The organism is Corallococcus sp. Z5C101001, from assembly GCF_007352635.1.
Taxonomy (GTDB): domain Bacteria; phylum Myxococcota; class Myxococcia; order Myxococcales; family Myxococcaceae; genus Corallococcus; species Corallococcus silvisoli.
Map to the genome: position 1 here is coordinate 147,264 of NZ_VKLU01000001.1, position 15,992 is coordinate 163,255.

The 15,992-nt window shown below is 71.8% G+C and carries 15 protein-coding genes; 3 read left to right on the forward strand and 12 right to left on the reverse strand.

The features are described 5' to 3' along the window. Positions 1-104 precede the first annotated feature (104 nt). The 5 genes from FOF48_RS00610 to FOF48_RS00630 form a co-directional block, all read right to left on the reverse strand. A complete protein-coding gene (locus FOF48_RS00610; RefSeq protein WP_143897701.1) occupies positions 105-992 on the reverse strand; it encodes a hypothetical protein in 888 nt (295 codons plus the stop codon). Next, complete coding sequence (locus FOF48_RS00615) at positions 989-1,207, reverse strand: hypothetical protein (RefSeq protein WP_143897703.1); 219 nt, start codon at positions 1,205-1,207, stop codon at positions 989-991. The genes FOF48_RS00610 and FOF48_RS00615 overlap by 4 nt, the downstream gene beginning before the upstream one ends. Before the next feature lie 186 nt (positions 1,208-1,393). Beyond that, a complete protein-coding gene (gene yhbY / locus FOF48_RS00620; RefSeq protein WP_143897705.1) occupies positions 1,394-1,750 on the reverse strand; it encodes a ribosome assembly RNA-binding protein YhbY in 357 nt (118 codons plus the stop codon). Positions 1,751-1,783: 33 nt separating this feature from the next. Continuing rightward, positions 1,784-4,498 (reverse strand): DnaJ domain-containing protein, encoded by a 2,715-nt coding sequence (locus FOF48_RS00625; protein ID WP_143897707.1) that lies wholly within the window; start codon positions 4,496-4,498, stop codon positions 1,784-1,786. A 108-nt stretch (positions 4,499-4,606) separates the two neighbouring features. Further along, positions 4,607-5,419 carry a hypothetical protein gene (locus tag FOF48_RS00630; protein WP_143897709.1) on the reverse strand — a complete coding sequence of 271 codons (813 nt, stop codon included), beginning with the start codon at positions 5,417-5,419 and terminating at the stop codon, positions 4,607-4,609. An 86-nt stretch (positions 5,420-5,505) separates the two neighbouring features. On the opposite strand from FOF48_RS00630, the gene FOF48_RS00635 reads away from it, so the two are divergent. Then, positions 5,506-6,291 (forward strand): TSUP family transporter, encoded by a 786-nt coding sequence (locus tag FOF48_RS00635; protein WP_143897711.1) that lies wholly within the window; start codon positions 5,506-5,508, stop codon positions 6,289-6,291. 4 nt (positions 6,292-6,295) lie between these two features. On the opposite strand, the gene FOF48_RS00640 is transcribed toward FOF48_RS00635, so the two are convergent. The 5 genes from FOF48_RS00640 to FOF48_RS00660 form a co-directional block, all read right to left on the reverse strand. Then, the gene (locus tag FOF48_RS00640; RefSeq protein WP_143897714.1) at positions 6,296-6,817 is read right to left on the reverse strand and encodes a YfbM family protein; all 522 of its coding nucleotides are present in this window, start codon (positions 6,815-6,817) and stop codon (positions 6,296-6,298) included. A 35-nt stretch (positions 6,818-6,852) separates the two neighbouring features. Further along, a complete protein-coding gene (locus FOF48_RS37470) occupies positions 6,853-7,362 on the reverse strand; it encodes a biotin/lipoyl-containing protein (RefSeq protein WP_143897716.1) in 510 nt (169 codons plus the stop codon). 40 nt (positions 7,363-7,402) lie between these two features. After that, positions 7,403-8,917 carry an acetyl/propionyl/methylcrotonyl-CoA carboxylase subunit alpha gene (locus FOF48_RS00650; protein ID WP_143897718.1) on the reverse strand — a complete coding sequence of 505 codons (1,515 nt, stop codon included), beginning with the start codon at positions 8,915-8,917 and terminating at the stop codon, positions 7,403-7,405. 40 nt (positions 8,918-8,957) lie between these two features. Then, positions 8,958-9,572: a hypothetical protein gene (locus FOF48_RS00655; protein ID WP_143897720.1), complete on the reverse strand. Its 615-nt coding sequence runs from the start codon at positions 9,570-9,572 to the stop codon at positions 8,958-8,960. A gap of 120 nt (positions 9,573-9,692) precedes the next feature. Then, the gene (locus FOF48_RS00660; protein ID WP_143897722.1) at positions 9,693-11,255 is read right to left on the reverse strand and encodes an acyl-CoA carboxylase subunit beta; all 1,563 of its coding nucleotides are present in this window, start codon (positions 11,253-11,255) and stop codon (positions 9,693-9,695) included. A gap of 165 nt (positions 11,256-11,420) precedes the next feature. Between FOF48_RS00660 and FOF48_RS00665 the strand changes: the two genes are divergently transcribed. Beyond that, complete coding sequence (locus tag FOF48_RS00665) at positions 11,421-12,569, forward strand: site-2 protease family protein (RefSeq protein WP_143897724.1); 1,149 nt, start codon at positions 11,421-11,423, stop codon at positions 12,567-12,569. A 7-nt stretch (positions 12,570-12,576) separates the two neighbouring features. Here the strand turns inward: FOF48_RS00665 and FOF48_RS00670 are convergent, their stop codons facing one another. Further along, complete coding sequence (locus FOF48_RS00670; RefSeq protein ID WP_143897725.1) at positions 12,577-13,956, reverse strand: hypothetical protein; 1,380 nt, start codon at positions 13,954-13,956, stop codon at positions 12,577-12,579. A 91-nt stretch (positions 13,957-14,047) separates the two neighbouring features. Beyond that, complete coding sequence (locus FOF48_RS00675; RefSeq protein ID WP_143897727.1) at positions 14,048-14,464, reverse strand: hypothetical protein; 417 nt, start codon at positions 14,462-14,464, stop codon at positions 14,048-14,050. Between the two features lie 452 nt (positions 14,465-14,916). Between FOF48_RS00675 and FOF48_RS00680 the strand changes: the two genes are divergently transcribed. Continuing rightward, the gene (locus FOF48_RS00680) at positions 14,917-15,912 is read left to right on the forward strand and encodes a class I SAM-dependent methyltransferase (protein WP_143897729.1); all 996 of its coding nucleotides are present in this window, start codon (positions 14,917-14,919) and stop codon (positions 15,910-15,912) included. Positions 15,913-15,992 lie beyond the last annotated feature (80 nt).

Sequence of the window (15,992 nt, forward strand, 5' to 3'; positions counted from 1 at the left end):
GCTTGGCTCCCCAGGCGTTCGGGGGGCGAAAACACGATGGCCCGCCCCCAGGTGGGAGCGGGCCGGTCCTGGCCGCGTGCGTCAGCTCGACGCGACGGGTCGTGTCAGGCGGTGGGGACGACGACCCCGGTGCTCGACGCGGGCTGGGCCGCGGTGAGCGCGGAGCGCTGCAACCACCCGGCGAGCCCCAGCATCGCGAGCCCCGAGGTGCGCAGCGTGCGCAGCAGCTCCACCGCTTCGGCGGGGTTGCCGGGCAAGAGCGGCGCCAGCCACTCGCGCGCATCGTAGAAGAGCCACACCGCGCCGGACATGCCCATGGCCCACCACACCCACGCCAGCCGTCCGCCGCGCAGCATGTACGCGACGCGGAGGATGGGCGCGACGAGCAGGATGGTCATCATGTCCGCCAGCGTGGACGCCAGCGCGATGACCGCGGTGCACGTGGTCGCGAAGTCCTGGCCCAGGTGCCCCACCGCCGCGACGAGCGCGGGCCCACCCACCGCGAGCGCGGCCACCGCGGACACGGCCCACAGGAGCGTCGCGCGAGGGCTGGGCGGCGGCTGCAGGCCGGACTGCCGGTAGGTCCGCGCCAGCAGCACCAGCGCGAACGTGGTGCTCACGTTCGCCAGCACCACCACGCCCATGCGCACCGGCAACAGCGGCGAGTTCGTGAAGGGCACGTCCGGCACCGCGTGCATCCAGTAGCTGCGCAGCGCCGTGCTCACGAGCGACAGGCCCGCGCCCACCGTCAGCAGGCCCCACACCCGGCGCAGGTAGTCGCCCCGCGCGAACGACAGCGCCGCCGCCGCCGTGCCCAGCACCGCGAGCAGGCCCACGGTCCAGCCCGCCGCGTCGCCCACGAGCGCCAGCTGGCGCCCATCCTGGAAGGACGTGGCCACCGCGGCCAGGTGCACCAGTTGGAGCACCACGACGGTGCCCATCCAGGGGGCCACCCTGCTGGCGGCGCGACCCGAAGGGGGGTGAGGGCTCATCGCAGCTTCTCCATGGCCGTCGAAATCTCCGTGAGGATGACCTTCGTGTGCAGTGCACCGATGAAGGTGTTGAGCATCGGCTTGAGGCCCTCCAGGAGCTGCGGCAGCTCCTGCACGACCACCTGCTCCGGAGGTCGCTTGAGGGCCCGCAGCGCGGCGGTGTGGATGGCCATCTTGGCGGTGAAGCCGCCAAGGAGCGGCTCCAAGTGCTTCATCAGCACGTCGTGCCAGCCGGGTGGGGGTGGGGGGGAGGACGAGGGAGTCTGCACGTCACCTCCGCGGGGGGAAGACCCCCAGCGTAGTGACATTTTGGGATCAGCACGAGGGCCTGGCTGCCCTCGAACCCGCACAAAACGCTCGGGTCGGCCTGTTTTCCCCGCGACCTCTGGAAAGCGGTGCGGCTAACGGCGGCGCGGCTTCTTGTCCTCGGCCGGCTTGGCGACCGGCTTGGGCTCGTGCGGGCCCTTGAGGATGTCCTCGAAGCGGGACTTCTCCTTGCGCTTCTTGAAGAAGAGGGCGGTGCGGCCCAGGAGCTGCGCGAGCTCCGAACCGGTGGCCTCCGCGATGCGGTCGGCGCCTTCATGGCGGCCATCCGGGCCTTCGTTGATCTTGACCTTGATGAGTTCGTGGTCGTGCAGCGCCTGCTCGACGGCGGCGATGACGCCCTCGGTGACGCCGGACTGTCCGACGAGGACCACGGGCTCCAGGTGGTGCCCGAGGGCTCTCAGGTGGCGTCGCTGTTTCCCGGTGAGGGGCATGGGGGGTGTCTCCTTGAAGAAAAGGGGCGCACCCTACTTCTTTTGGGACGCCATGCGGATCTCCCGCATCGCATCGATGTGGTCCGGTTGCAGCTCGACCGTCCGCTTGAAGTGCTTGAGGGCCCCGGCCGCGTCGCCGCTCAGCTTGGCGATGACGCCCAGGAAGTAGTGGGCGGGGGCGCACCGCTCGTTGCGCTTGATGGCGGCCTGGATTTCGCGGAAGGCCTCCGGCTGGGCGGCCTTCTTGTCCGGGGCGGCCAGGAAGCGCGCGTAGCCCCGCCAGGCGAAGAACTCCGGCTCCTCGGCGTTGAGGGCGATGGCCTCGTTGAGCATCTTCACGGCTTCTGGGTACTTGCGCGCTTTCACCAGGATGCAGGACTTCTGGAAGAGCTCCTCGGCCTGGAGGATGGCCTGGACATCCACGCCGTCCCCTCCGCCGTTCTTGAGCTCCTCCAGGTAGGCCGCGCGGCTCTTGTCGTCCGTGAGCGTCCGGTACGCGTCCCCGACGTAGGCGAACACCTCCGCCTTGAGCTTCTCCAACTCGGGCGGGGCGCCCTGGGGCAGGGTGTCCGGGTGGTAGAGCTTGGCCAGACGGAAGTAGGCGATCTTCACCGCGCTGCCTTCGGTCTGTTCGGTGAGGCCGAGCCGCTGGAAGTGGTTCTGCCCCTTCATGGTCACGGCGAGCTGGCGCAGCGCGGGCAGCTCGTCCGACCCGGGCGCGGCGCTCGACGCCGCGGGGGCGGCGGCTGGAGCACCGACGACGGGCGGCGCGGGCCGTGCGACAGGGGCGGCACCGGGAGGGCGGGGCGCTACACCCGGGCCGGCCGTGGGCGCGGCGCCAGCGGGGGCTCCCGCAGGCCGAGGCGCGGCACCCGGGCCCGCGGCGGGTGCGGCGCCAGGCGCACGGGGCGCCGCAGCCGCGGAGGCGGCACCGGGAGGACGGGGCGCTGCACCCGGGCCGGCCGTGGGGGCGGGAGTGGCGCCAGGAGGGCGGGGCGCTGCACCAGGGCCGGCCGTGGGGGCGGCACCGGCGGCGGGAGCGGCGCCAGGAGGACGGGGGGCTGCACCGGGGCCGGCCGTGGGGGCGGCGGAGCCAGCGGGACGGGGCGCGGCACCGGGGCCGGCCGTGGGCGCGGGAGTGGCGCCAGGAGGACGGGGAGCCGCGCCAGGACCCGAGGCAGAGGCTCCGGCCGCCGTGGCGGGCCCTGCGCCAGGACCGGCGGACACGCCTGGAGGCGTCATGGGCACGGCGCCCGGACCCGCGGCGGGCGCAGCCGAGCCCACCGTGGGCACGGTCCCGGACGGACGGACCGGCGCCCCAGGTCCCTGGGCGCCGCCAGCCTCGGGGCCGGGACGCGCCGCCGCCGTGGGGCCGGAGGCGGGCGGAGGCGGGGCCGCCTGCGTGCGGGTCGCCGCCGCGAACGAGACGCCGTTCAGCTCCTTCAGCAGGAACGAGACGCGCAGCAGATGCTCCGCGTCCTGGGGCACGTCCTGCAGCAGCTGCCCCAGCGAGCGCACCCCGTCGATGAAGGCGAGCGCGCGCACCTCATGCGGCGTCAGGCGCAGCTCGCTGGAGGCCACGCGCCCTCCGGACTTCATGATGGGCATCGGCAGCACGTACGCGAGCCGCCGCTTGAGGTCCGCCGTCGGCACGCGGCGCACCTGGTCGCTGAGCAGGGCCCAGCGGTTGCCCAGCGGCATCGCCTTGTGCGCGGGCAGGTCGCGAAGCTCGAAGGTGAAGGTGCCGGCCTCGGCGCGCAGCGCCTTGCCCAGGATGCCCAACGCCCGCTGCGCCAGCTGCGCGAAGGCCGTCGCCGGCTGGAGCAGACCCAGCCCGAAGAGCGCCGCCAGCAGGTCTCCCCCGAAGCGCTCCCGCGCGCCTTCCGCCTGCTGGAGCTGCTCCGCCGTCAACAGCCGCGCGCCCAGGAGCGACACGCCCAGCGCGTCCTCCGCGTGCGACGAGTCGACGAACTCCGGGCTGCCCTTGCGGAAGTGCACCGACAGCGCCCGGTCCGAAAGCCCCAGCGTCAGCAGGCCCGTGTGTTCGCCCGCGGCGATGCGACCGTAGAGCTGCATGGGCGGGCACTGCGCGAGCTGACCCTGCGGCGGCACGGTGTTGGAGCCGTCATCCACCGGCCCCTGTGGCGCCTGCGCGGGGGGCGCCGCCGCGGTGGCCGGAGCCCCCTCCGGACGGGCCGCCGCGGCCGGAGGCGCGACGGGGGGACGGGCCGGAGCCCCGGGACCCGGAGGCCGCGTGGCGACAGGCCGCCCCGAGGCGTCCACGGCCGCGCGCGCCACTGGCGCCGGACTCCGCATCGCGCCGGGACCCGCCATGGGCGTGGCACCCGGGCCCGCCATGGGCACCGCGCCAGGACCGGCCATGGGCACGGCGCCCGGACCGGCCATGGGCACGGCGCCAGGACCGGCCATGGGCACGGCGCCCGGACCGGCCATGGGCGCGGCGCCAGGACCCGTGGGCGGCGCGGCGGGGCCGGGCGGTGGCGGAACGACGGGCGCGGTCCTCAGCGACGCGGGCGCGCCATCCCCCCACAGCTCGCGCGGGAACACGTCCCGCACCTCCGGGAAGCGCCATGGGAAGGCGAACTGGAGACCGTCGGTGGAGACCTGGAGCTTGCCCTGGATGGAGCCGCTGTCGATGAGCAGCTCGATGGTGGGCCCGGTCAGCGGCCCCCACGTGGTGCCCCGATCGTTCCGCACCCAGTACTGCCGGACCTCACCCTCCGCCATGTGCCGTCCTGCTCCCATTCCCGCGTGACTGCCGGGAAGCCGGAATTTTACCGCCGCCCGCGCCCACCTCCAAGCGGACGCTCCATTCCAAGGGAGCGGGCAGGCGCCTCAGGGCGTGGCGCCCTCCAGGGCCGCCAACCCCACGTTCGCGAGACACGCCGCGTCGGCCTGCTGTTCGGCGGGCGGGTCGAAGCAGAACACCTCGCTGTCGAACACCTTGCAGATGCCGGCGGGGGTGCCCGAGCACGCCACCTTGCCGTACGCCGTGGTGCAGTTGTACCCGCACACCGGGCCCGTCTCGCTCAGCTTGCACTGGGGCGCCGGCAGGTCGCGGCCCCACGCGCAGAGCGCCGCGGGCGACGGGTCGAAGCAGGTGACGCTGCCGTTCTGCGCCTTGCACACGCCCATGGGCGTCTTCGCGCACCGCACGCCCTCGGAGGCGTTCACGCAGTTGAAGCCGCACGCCAGCTGCAGGCCGTTGCTGACACACTGCGCGCGAGGCACCTGCTTGCCGAACACCGCGAACACCGCGGCGGGCGGGTCGAAGCAGGTCACGTTGCCACCCTGGCTCCGGCACACGCCCGACGGCGTCTTCGCGCACTTCACCTTGCCGAAGTCGGTGACGCACCCGTAGCCGCAGCCCACCACCCCGTCGATGGTCTTGCACTCCGGCTCCGGCAGCGCGGCGCCGTACGCCTTCACCACGTAGGCGGGCGGATCGAAACAGACGGCCTGCCCGTCGATGACGGTACAGCGGCCCTGGAGCGTCTGGGCGCACCGCACGCGCTGTCCATCCGACTTGCACCCGTAGCCACAGGACACGTGCCCGTCCAGGGCGCGGCACGTGGCGGTGGTCGCGTCGGGCGGTGAGGGCGGCGCGGCGAGCGTCAGCGCCAGCACGGTCATCAGGGTCGCGAGCATGGACCGCATTGACCCCCAAGCTTCGACCGCGCGCAAGTAAGGGTGCTAAGCGGGCGCCACCCGCGACGAGGAGGCGGGCCCCCACCGTGGACCTGGACGTCGGCGCGTTGAAGCTGGTGCTGCTGTGTGTCGCCGCGTTGAGCGCGGGCTTCGTGGACGCCATCGCGGGAGGCGGCGGCCTCATCACGCTGCCCGCGCTGCTGACGGCGGGCCTGCCGGCGCACGTGGCGCTGGGCACCAACAAGGGCCAGTCCGTGTTCGGCTCGGGCGCGGCGCTGGTGCGCTTCGCGCGCGCGGGCCTGGTGGACGCGAAGCTGGGGAAGGTGACGTTCCCCTTCGGCCTGCTGGGCGCGTTCGGCGGCGCGGCGCTGGTGCTGCTGCTGCGCCCGGAGGTGCTCAAGCCGCTGGTGCTGGTGCTGCTCATCGCGGTGGCGGTGTTCCTCGCCTTCCGCCGCGCGCCGCCGAAGCGCGACGGCGTGGAGCCCTCGCCCCGGCCGCGCGCGCAGGCCATTGGCGCGCTCATCGCGCTGGTGCTCGGCACCTATGACGGCTTCTTCGGGCCGGGGGTGGGCACCTTCCTCATCGTGGCGTTCTCGTCGCTGCTGGGCCACGGGCTGGCGCGCGCGTCCGCGGACGCGAAGGTGGTGAACTTCGCCTCCAACCTGGCGTCGGTGACGCTCTTCGCGCTCCGGGGCGTGGTGCTGTGGAAGGTGGCGCTGCCCATGGCCGCGGCGCAGTTCACCGGCGCGTGGCTGGGCGCGCACGCGGCGGTGAAGGGCGGCGACCGGCTGGTGCGCGTCGTCGTGCTGGGCGTGGTGGCCGCGCTGGTGCTGAAGCTGGGGCGCGACGTGTGGCTGGGCTGGGCGGCCTGACGCCTCAGCCGATGTGCACGAGCAGCGCCAGGCCCCGCTTCGCCACGGCGGCGGTGAACTTCTGGAGCTCCACGAAGTAGGAGAGCAGCTCCTCCAGCGGATCCACGTCCTCCGCCGGCTCCTCCTCGTCCCAGGTGCCCGGGTAGATGTCCTCCGCCTGGAGGCGCGCCGGGTCGAAGCGCCCACGCAGGTCCTGCTCGGAGGCCTTCTTCAGCGCCTCCGCCAGCGCCTTCACCCCGGCCGGGTCGAACACGCGCGCGGTGCCCTCATCCGACGGGATGTCCCCCACGTCGTCGCCGCCGCGCACCAGGAAGTCCAGGGGCGGGGTGCCCTCCCAGGCCGTGCCGGTGAGCAGGAACTGGAGGCCGTGCCACGCCTCGCCAATGTCCAGCTCCAGGAACGCCGCGCCCTTCGCGTCGCCGAAGTCCTCCTCGTCCTCCAGGAAGGGCTCCAGCGCGCCGGGCGTCTTGAGCAGGGCCTGGCGCTGCGTCTCGGTGGCGCTGCGCAGGGTGCAGAGCATCTCCATGGGGCGTCGACCTCGGGGGCTCGCGAAGCGGGGGGTTACTCGACGACGATGAGCTTCGCGTTGTTCTCCACGGCGGTGCCTTCCTTGGCGAACACCTCCGTCACCTTGCCGGCCTTGGGGCTCTTGAGCTCGTTCTCCATCTTCATGGCCTCCACGACCACGAGCCCCTGGCCCTCCTTCACCTCTTCGCCGACCTTGACCAGCACCTTCACCACCTTGCCGGGCATGGGCGCGAGGATGACCTGCCGGCCCTCCACGGAGAAGCTGCCCGCGGCGGCGCGCATGCGCAGCTTGCGCTCATCCGCCACGTCGGTGCGGTTCACCTGCCCGCGCACCAGCGTGCCAATCTCGTCGCCGTTCTCCTCGAACTCGACGTTGTACGACTGGCCGTCCACCAGCAGCGACAGCGTGCCCTGGTCCACGGACAGCGCGTCCACCTGGTACGACTGGCCATTCACCGTGAGCCGGTAGCGGTCCTGGCCCAGCGCCTCCAGGTCCACCGGCACCGCTTCCTTCTGGCCCTGCTGCTTCGTGAAGTAACGCATGTGGAAAAGGTCCTTCCGGGTGCTTGCGGCAGGATGACGGTCAGCGGCGGCGGCTCTTCAGCGCCAGACGCCACGGGCTGATGCGGCCGTTGCCCCCCGCGCTGGCTCCCGCGGGCAGCGTCTTCGCGCGCTTCTGGTCGCGCTGGAAGGCGTGGAGCGTGCTGGCCAGCAGCGCCACCTCGCTCAGCTTGGGGTCCTCCGCGCCCAGCAGCGCGGTGTGCTCGCGCGTGAGGAAGCTGGTGTCGTAGTCGCCCGCCACGAACTCCGGGTGGGACAGGATGCCGTGCAGGTAGCGGATGTTGGTGGTGATGCCCTTCACCACGTACTCGGAGAGCGCGCGCTTGGCCCGCGCGATGGCCTCCTCGCGCGTGGCGCCCCACACGGACAGCTTGGAGATCATGGGGTCGTAGAAGTTGGGCACCGTGAAGCCCGCGAACACGCCCGAGTCATCCCGCACGTTCGGCCCGCTGGGCACGCGCAGCGCCTGGATCTTCCCGGGGCTGGGCATGAAGTTGCGCGCGGGGTCCTCCGCGTACACGCGCACCTCGATGGCGTGACCGCGCGGCGCGGGCGCCTCGAAGAGGGGCAGCTTCTCCCCCTCCGCGGCCTTGATCTGCATGGCGACCAGGTCCAGGCCCGTCACCCACTCCGTCACCGGGTGCTCCACCTGGAGGCGGGTGTTCATCTCCAGGAAGTAGAAGTTGCGGTGCACGTCCACCAGGAACTCCACCGTCCCGGCGCCCACGTAGTTGACGGCCTTGGCCGCCTTCACCGCGACCTCGCCCATCTTCGCGCGCATCTCCGCCGTGAGGATGGGGCTGGGCGTCTCCTCCACCACCTTCTGGTGACGGCGCTGCGCGGAGCACTCGCGCTCGTTCAGGTGGATGGTGTTGCCGTACTGGTCCGCGAAGACCTGGATCTCCACGTGGTGGGGCTTCTCCAGGTACTTCTCGATGTAGACCGAGTCGTTGCCGAAGGCGTTGAGCGCCTCGCTCTTGGCGGAGCGCCAGGCGGAGTCGAAGTCGCCCAGGCCCTCCACGCGGCGCATGCCCTTGCCGCCGCCGCCGCCGGCGGCCTTGAGCATGATGGGGAAGCCGATGTTCCGCGCGTACTCGCGCGCTTCCTCGATGGTGGCGATGGGCTCGGTGGTGCCGGGGACGACGGGCACGCCCGCCTTGATCATGTTGGCGCGGGCGCGGGTCTTCTCCCCCATGGCGTCCATGGCGGCGGCCGGCGGGCCGATGAAGGTGATGCCGGCCTTCTCGCAGGCGCGCACGAAGGACGCGTTCTCGGAGAGGAAGCCGTAGCCGGGGTGGATGGCGTCCGCGCCGGACTGCTTCGCGACCTCCAGGATGCGCTCCTGCACGAGGTAGCTCTCGCGCGAGGGCGGGGGGCCGACGAAATAGGCCTGGTCTGCGGTGCGCACATGCAGCGCGGAACGGTCTGCTTCGGAGTACACCGCCACCGTGGCGATGCCGAGGTCCTTGCAGGTGCGCATCACCCGGATGGCGATCTCGCCGCGGTTGGCGACGAGCACTTTGCGGATCTTGGGCATGGGCGCCCGTCTACCATGGGGCGCCCCTGATTGCCTGCCCCTACTTGCGCAGGTTCAGGTACTGGTCCATCAGCTGCTTCGCCTGGGCGAGCTTCGCTTCCACGAAGCGGTCCTCCTCGTCCGGCTCCGGGGGCGGGGCGGGGTGCGAGGGGGCCTCCACGGGCTTGCCGTCCGGACCGAAGTCCACCGCGGCCGCCAGCAGGTTGCGCGCGGCGTTGCCGCTGAAGAGCCGGGCGAGCGCCGTCGTCTCCACGTCCAGCCAGCGCGCGGCCTGGCGCAGCACGTCCAGGTACTCGCCTTCCATGGCGCGCGGCGGGCGGCTGGGGGCGGCCATGCAGACGCGCGCGTAGCTGTGCTCCCGGTCCACGTACATGCCCATGGCGCGGTCGCGGAAGTCCCGGGCCAGGGCCTGGGCCATGGCGTCGACGTGCTCCTCGGGAGAGGGCACCTTGCCGGAGGTCTTTCCGGACACGAGCGGGATCTCCGCCACGTGCCAGCCGCTGTCGGCCAGCGCCTCGGGACGGGGCTCCACCCAGCGGACCTCCGGTGGGGGCAGGTCCAGGCCCTCGCACACGCCCTTGAGCGTCTGACGCAGGGCGGTGAGATGACCTTCGACGTCGGAGAGGAAGAGAACGAGTCTTCGCTGCTGGGACACGGGGGGTGGCTCCTTGGGTGGCCCCGTGAAAGCCCCGGCGTTAGCTGAGAATTTCCGGATGTGCCCGTGCCCGCCTGCCCTCCGTGCGGGGGAGGGCAGGCGTGCGAGCCGCCGGGACTGCTACAGCGGGATGTTGCCGTGCTTGCGCGGCGGGTTCTCCTGGCGCTTGTCCTTGAGCATCTCCAGGGCGCGGATGACCTTGGCGCGGGTCTCCTCCGGGCGGATGACCTCGTCGATGTAGCCCAGCTCCGCCGCCTTGAACGGGTTGGCGAACTTCTCGCGGTAGTCGTCCGTGAGCTTCTTGCGCTCCGCGTTGGCGTCCTGGGCCTTCAGGATTTCATTGCGGAAGATGATGTTCACCGCGCCCTCGGGACCCATCACGGCGATCTCCGCGGTGGGGTAGGCGTAGTTGATGTCCGCGCGGATGTGCTTGGACGCCATCACGTCGTACGCGCCGCCGTAGGCCTTGCGGGTGATGAGGGTAATCTTCGGGACGGTGGCTTCCGCGTACGCGTAGAGCAGCTTGGCGCCGTGGGTGATGATGCCGCCCCACTCCTGGTCGGTGCCGGGGAGGAAGCCGGGCACGTCCACCAGGGTGAGCAGGGGGATGTTGAAGCAGTCGCAGAAGCGCACGAAGCGCGCGGCCTTCACGCTGGCGTCGATGTCCAGGCAGCCGGCGAGCACCGCGGGCTGGTTGGCGACGATGCCCACGCTCCGGCCGTTCATCCGCGCGAAGCCGACGACGATGTTCTTGGCGAAGTGCTCCTGCACCTCGAAGAAGTGCTTCGAGTCGACGATGGCCCGGATGATCTCCTTGATGTCGTAGGGCTTGTTCGGGTTCGCCGGGACGATGGACTTGAGCGACTCCTCGGCGCGGAACGGGTCGTCGTCACACGGCTGGGCGGGCGGATCCTCCTGGTTGTTGGAGGGCAGGTACGAGAGCAGCTCGCGGGTCATCGCGATGGCGGCCTGCTCGTTCTCCGCAGCGAAGTGGGCGACGCCGGACTTCTGGTTGTGCGTGAGCGCGCCGCCCAGGGCCTCCTTGGAGACCTCTTCGTGCGTCACCGTCTTGATGACGTCCGGGCCGGTGATGAACATGTACGACGTGTCCTTCACCATCATGATGAAGTCGGTGATGGCGGGCGAGTACACCGCGCCGCCCGCGCACGGCCCCAGGATGAGCGAAATCTGGGGCACGACGCCGGAGGCCAGCGTGTTGCGCAGGAAGATGTCCGCGTAGCCGGCCAGGCTCTCCACGCCTTCCTGGATGCGCGCGCCGCCGGAATCGTTGAGCCCGATGACGGGCGCGCCCACGCGGGTGGCCATGTCCATGATCTTGCAGATCTTCTGGGCATAGGCGCCGGACAGCGAGCCGCCGAAGACGGTGAAGTCCTGGGCGAAGACGAACACCTGGCGGCCTTCCACGGTGCCGTAGCCGGTGACGACGCCGTCGCCGAGGATCTTCTTGTCGCCCATGCCGAAGTCGTGGCTGCGGTGGGTGACGAACTTGTCCAGCTCGCTGAAGGAGCCGGGGTCGAGGAGCAGGTCGATGCGCTCGCGGGCGGTGAGCTTGCCGGCCTCGTGTTGCTTGGCGATGCGCTCGGTGCCGCCGCCCTGCTCGGCCTGCTGCTCCATCTGCTGGAGCCGTGCGCGGAGAGGATCCTTCTCGGAGGTCGCGTCCATGGGGGGCCGCTCTAACACGATTGGCAGGCGGTGGCAGCGCTTCCCGTGCCCCTGGAGGGGGGGCCGGACGGGCGGGCCCGGGGTGCACGGGGCGGGGACGGGACGGAAGTTCAGGATTTCCGACACCGCGTCCGCGAGGGGCGCGAGGGACCAGGGAGGCTGGCGATGCGTGCGAGGCCAGGGGCACTGCGGGTGGGGTCGTTCCGGGGGGTTCCCATCCGCGTCCATTTCTCGCTGCTCGTGGTGCTGCCGCTGTTGGCGCTGTCGTTCGGAGGGGCGCTCCAGCGGGCGGCGGACGCGGCGCACGTGCCGCCGGAGGCGCTGGGCGGGCATCCGTGGGCGTGGGGGCTGGCGGTGGCGGTGGGGCTGTTCGTGTCGGTGCTGCTGCACGAGATGGCGCACACCTTCTATGCGCTGCGCCATGGCGGGCAGGTGAACGGCATCACCCTGATGATCGTCGGCGGTGTGTCGGAGCTGACAGAGGCGCCGAAGCGGCCTCGGGACGAGGCGCTGATGGCGCTGGTGGGGCCGTTGACCAGCCTGGGGCTGGCGGCGTTCCTGGGCGGGGTGACGTGGTTCCTGCATGGCCTGGGGATGTTCCAGGTGCAGTTCGCGTGCTTCACGCTGGCGACGCTCAACGGGGTGCTGGGGGTGTTCAACCTGCTGCCGGCGTTCCCCATGGATGGGGGGCGCATCGTGCGCGCGGCGCTGACGCCCCGGTTGGGGGTGTGGCGGGCGACGCGGGTGGCGGTGGGGCTGGGGCGGCTGTTCGCGCTGCTGTTCGGCGTGTGGGGCGTGGTGTCGCTGAACCCGTTCACGTTGGTGGTGGCCTTCGTCGTGTGGATGGGCGCGGAGAATGAGTGGCGGCAGGTGCGGATGCGGGCCGTGCTGGAGCGCGTGAAGGTGGAGGCGCTGATGACGCCGAGGGCGGTGGGCGTGGACCTGGACCTGTCCATGCAGGACGCGCAGTGGGCGCTCCGGCGCGAGCGCGTGAGCATGCTGCCGGTGACGAGCACGGGGCGGCCGGTGGGGCGGGTGACGTGGGCGGCGGTGCAGGCGGTGCCGGAGGCCGCGCGCGAGGCCTCCTGGGTGCGCGACGCGATGGAGGAGGGCGCGGTGGCGGAGCTGCGCGAGGACGGGTGGACGGTGCTGCGCCGGATGGCGGAGGCGGGCGTGCCGATGGCCGCGGTGGTGGACGAGGACGGGCTGCTCGCGGGCACGCTGGACTGGAATGACATCCAGCGGGCGATGACGCGCGCGGAGGAGGCGGAGCGGAGGACGGGGACGGGCTGGCCGCGCGAGCGGCCGGCGTAGGCCTCCGTCAGTTCTTCTCCGGCAGGGACCAGTTGAGCTGGAAGCGGTGCGCGCCGTTGGGGGCGCTGTCCAGCCAGCCCGTGATGCGGTCGCTCTTCATGAGCAGGGGGCCCAGCTCCGTGCTCACGCCGAAGAACGCGGCCAGGCGCTCGTCGCCCATCACGTCCATCAGCGACACCTGGGACAGGCCGCGCGCCACCTTCTTCGGATCCAACGTGAACTCCACCGCGCGCGACAGCGGGGCGCCCTTCTCCGGCAGCGACGCCAGCACCGTCTGCGTCACCGCCGAGTCATTGCCGAACACCAGCTGCCTGCCCTTGAGCCGCACGTAGACGCTGCCGCCCTTCGCCTCCATCGCGTAGCCGTCGTCCAGGGCCTTCGCGCCCGGGAACTTCGCCAGCGGGGCCAGCGCCGCCTTCACCGCCGCCGCGTCCACCACCTCCGCGGCCAGCGCCTGCTTCGCCGCGAAGAAGCGCACCTCCGGCTTGCGCAGCGACCCCTTCACCGCCACCGAATCCACCCCGAACAACAGCTGGCCCGTGAGCTGCTTCGCCAGCGCGTCCGTCACGCCCCTCACCTGCTCCGCCGGACACGTGGGGCACACCGCCTGCACCGCGTCCCGCACCGAGTCCACCGCCTGCGTCACCCCCGTGGGCGCCACCTGCGCGCGGGCGAACAGCAGGCCCGAGGGCGCCATCGCCCCGTAGGGGCTGGTGCCCTTGGACTGGAAGGGCGGCAGCGGCAGCTTCGTCGCGGTGCCCTCCACCTTCAGCGCCGTCGCGGTGCCGTCCAGCGCCACCACGCCCTGCTGCGTGGCCACGTACAGCGCGCCGGGCATCCCGCCCATCCGCGCGTCCGCGGCGGGCGCCTTGAGCGCCACCAGCTTCGCCGCCTCCTTGCGGAGCGCGTCATCCGAGTCCGTGCTCAGGAAGGCGCACGCCTCCTGGCCCTTGAGCACGTAGCCCGCGAAGCCGCCCGCGGGGGCCGGCGCGCGCAGCGTCGTCACGCCCTTCACCGTGCCCGCCTTCACGTCGCCGTTGCGCGCGAGCACGCTCGCGGTCGCCTCCTGGAAGGCCTTCGCGTCCTTCACCCGCGTGCACGCCAGCCGGCCGTCCTGCCGCATCGACACGGACAGCGGCCCCGTCGCGTCGATGCCCAGCGCCTCCAGCGCCTCCGGCCGCGCGAGGTCCAGCTGGAGGATGGGGTGCAGCTCCGCGCTCCACGACGCCGGGTTCAACATCTGCGAGTACGCCCCCGCCCGCGACATGAACGCGGTGAGCCCCTGGAGCTTGTCGAGCTGCGGGACATGGAGGACCGTCACCGTCGAGGCGGCGACGCGGGGCGCGGGTGCGGCCGCCAGGGTGGCGGCAAGTGCGAGGGCGAGCATGGCCCCCACCTGAAAGCGCCCCACCGTCCCTGTCAAGGCACTCCCACTCCGGACGCCCTCCAGCGACGCCCGGCGAGGTGCCTCGCTCGCCCTACGCCGGCAGGCGCCCCGTGTTGGCCCAGTCGATCATCCGCTCCGCCAGCTCCTCCGCGTTGCGGCGCAGGTAGGCCAGCTGCAGCACCTCGTCGTCCGAGCGCGCCTGCGTCAGCCGCAGCCTCAGGCCGTCCGCGAAGCGCACCACCTGCCCGATGCTGATGGACGCCCGGTCCTCCATCGCCCCCGCGAACCGCGCCACGTCCGCCTCCACCGAGCAGCCCTCCGACAGCAGCGCGTCCACCAGCGCGCCGCGCGCCACCCGCTGCTCGTGCGCCCGGGGCACCTGCAGTTGTCGCCGCCAGGGCTGCGCTTCCCAGCGCGCCATCGACACGTCACCCCGCGCCGCGTCCTCCAGGGGGAACGCCTGCTGGCCCTCGTCCTGCGTCCGCCGTGACTCCATCGCTCGGTTCATCCGTGTCCCCCTTCAAGACCCGGGTCCATCCACGGGCATGGCCGGCACCGGGACTCCGCGCCGAAAACCGTCGTCGCGGGTTGGAAGCTTCACTGGAAAAACGATTTAGACCCGTTTTCTTGACGGCCCGGAGGGATGCTTGAACTGTCATTGGCGGACACCCCATCCGGTGGGAAAAACTCCTCTCGCTGGCTGATGATCCAAGGCGTTGGAACTGGCTTCGGTCCTCCACGGGCTGGGTGTTGAAGCCGCTCCAGGGAGGTGTCGCGAGCGTCCTCGCCCGGCGCGGGCCCCGCGGGAGGGGACGCGTGTTCAACCGGGGACAGACCGTTGCCCCAGGGACGGATGGGCCGGGTCTGGGTTCTCCCTCATGGTACGAGATTCAGGTTCCCGGGGGACGGGGTTGGCCGCGCCGTGTCTTGGGACCATCACGGGTCTTCCGGGGGGAAGCCATGTCGAACCTGCTCGACCTGCCACGGCAGGCGTTGATGGACCTGCGCTCGCGCCTCAGCCACCTGCCGCTGGTATCGCACCTGCATCGCCGTCACGCGCCCAACAGTCTGGCCCTCTCCAGTCCTTCACCGCAGGACTCGGTGCTGGCGGATCCGGAGCGCGTGGACACCTGGCGTCGCGCGGTGGAGCGCTACGTGCGCCCGAACCAGGTGGTGGTGGACGTGAAGGCCGGCACCGGCCTGCGCACCTTCCTCGCCGCGCACCAGCAGCCGCGCCGGCTGTACGCGGTGGACGACTCGCGCATGTTGGATACCGCGCAGTGGGTGGCCCGGCGCAACCGCCTGGACCGCATCGACTTCGTGCGGGAGCCCATGTGGCAGTTCCAGCCCCCAGAGAAGGCGGATGTGTTGTTGCATGAGCTGTTGGGGGACGCGCTGTTGGACGCGGGGCTCGTGCCCCGGATGCTGGACTTGCGGACGCGCCTGCTCAAGCCCGGGGGGCGCATCCTGCCCAACCGCTTCGAGGTCTTCGTGGAGCCGGTGCAGCTGCGCGACGAGGCGTGCGTCCCCTTCATCTGGACGCAGCACCTGCCCCACGTGGACTTCCGCTGCCTCCAGTCGCTGCGCGAGGCGATGAGCCCGTCGTACTTCAAGCGGCTGGTGCGCTCCTACGAGGTGGACCACCTCTTGTGCGAGCCGGAGCCCGCGTTCCAGTTCGACCTGGAGACGATGCGCGCGGATGGCCTGCCTTCGCGCGTGCGCATCCGGCGGCCGGTGGAGGAGGACGGACGGGTGGATGGCTTCTGCCTGTTCTACAAGGTCGCCTTCGACGCGGAGCTGGACTTCAGCGTGTCCCCGCTGCGCGAGCGCAACGCCACGGCGATGACGCTCTTGCGCGTGGAGCCTCGCGAGTTCAGCCGGTACGACACGCTGGACTTCGAGCTGGAGCTGCCGAACCCGTCCGACCCGCGCACCTGGCGGTGGCAGTTCACCTGACGGACACGCCGGGGCCTGGAGGGATGTCGGGTGGACAGCCTTTCTTCCGCCCGGTGGTCGCCGTGGGTGGGGGCACTGCC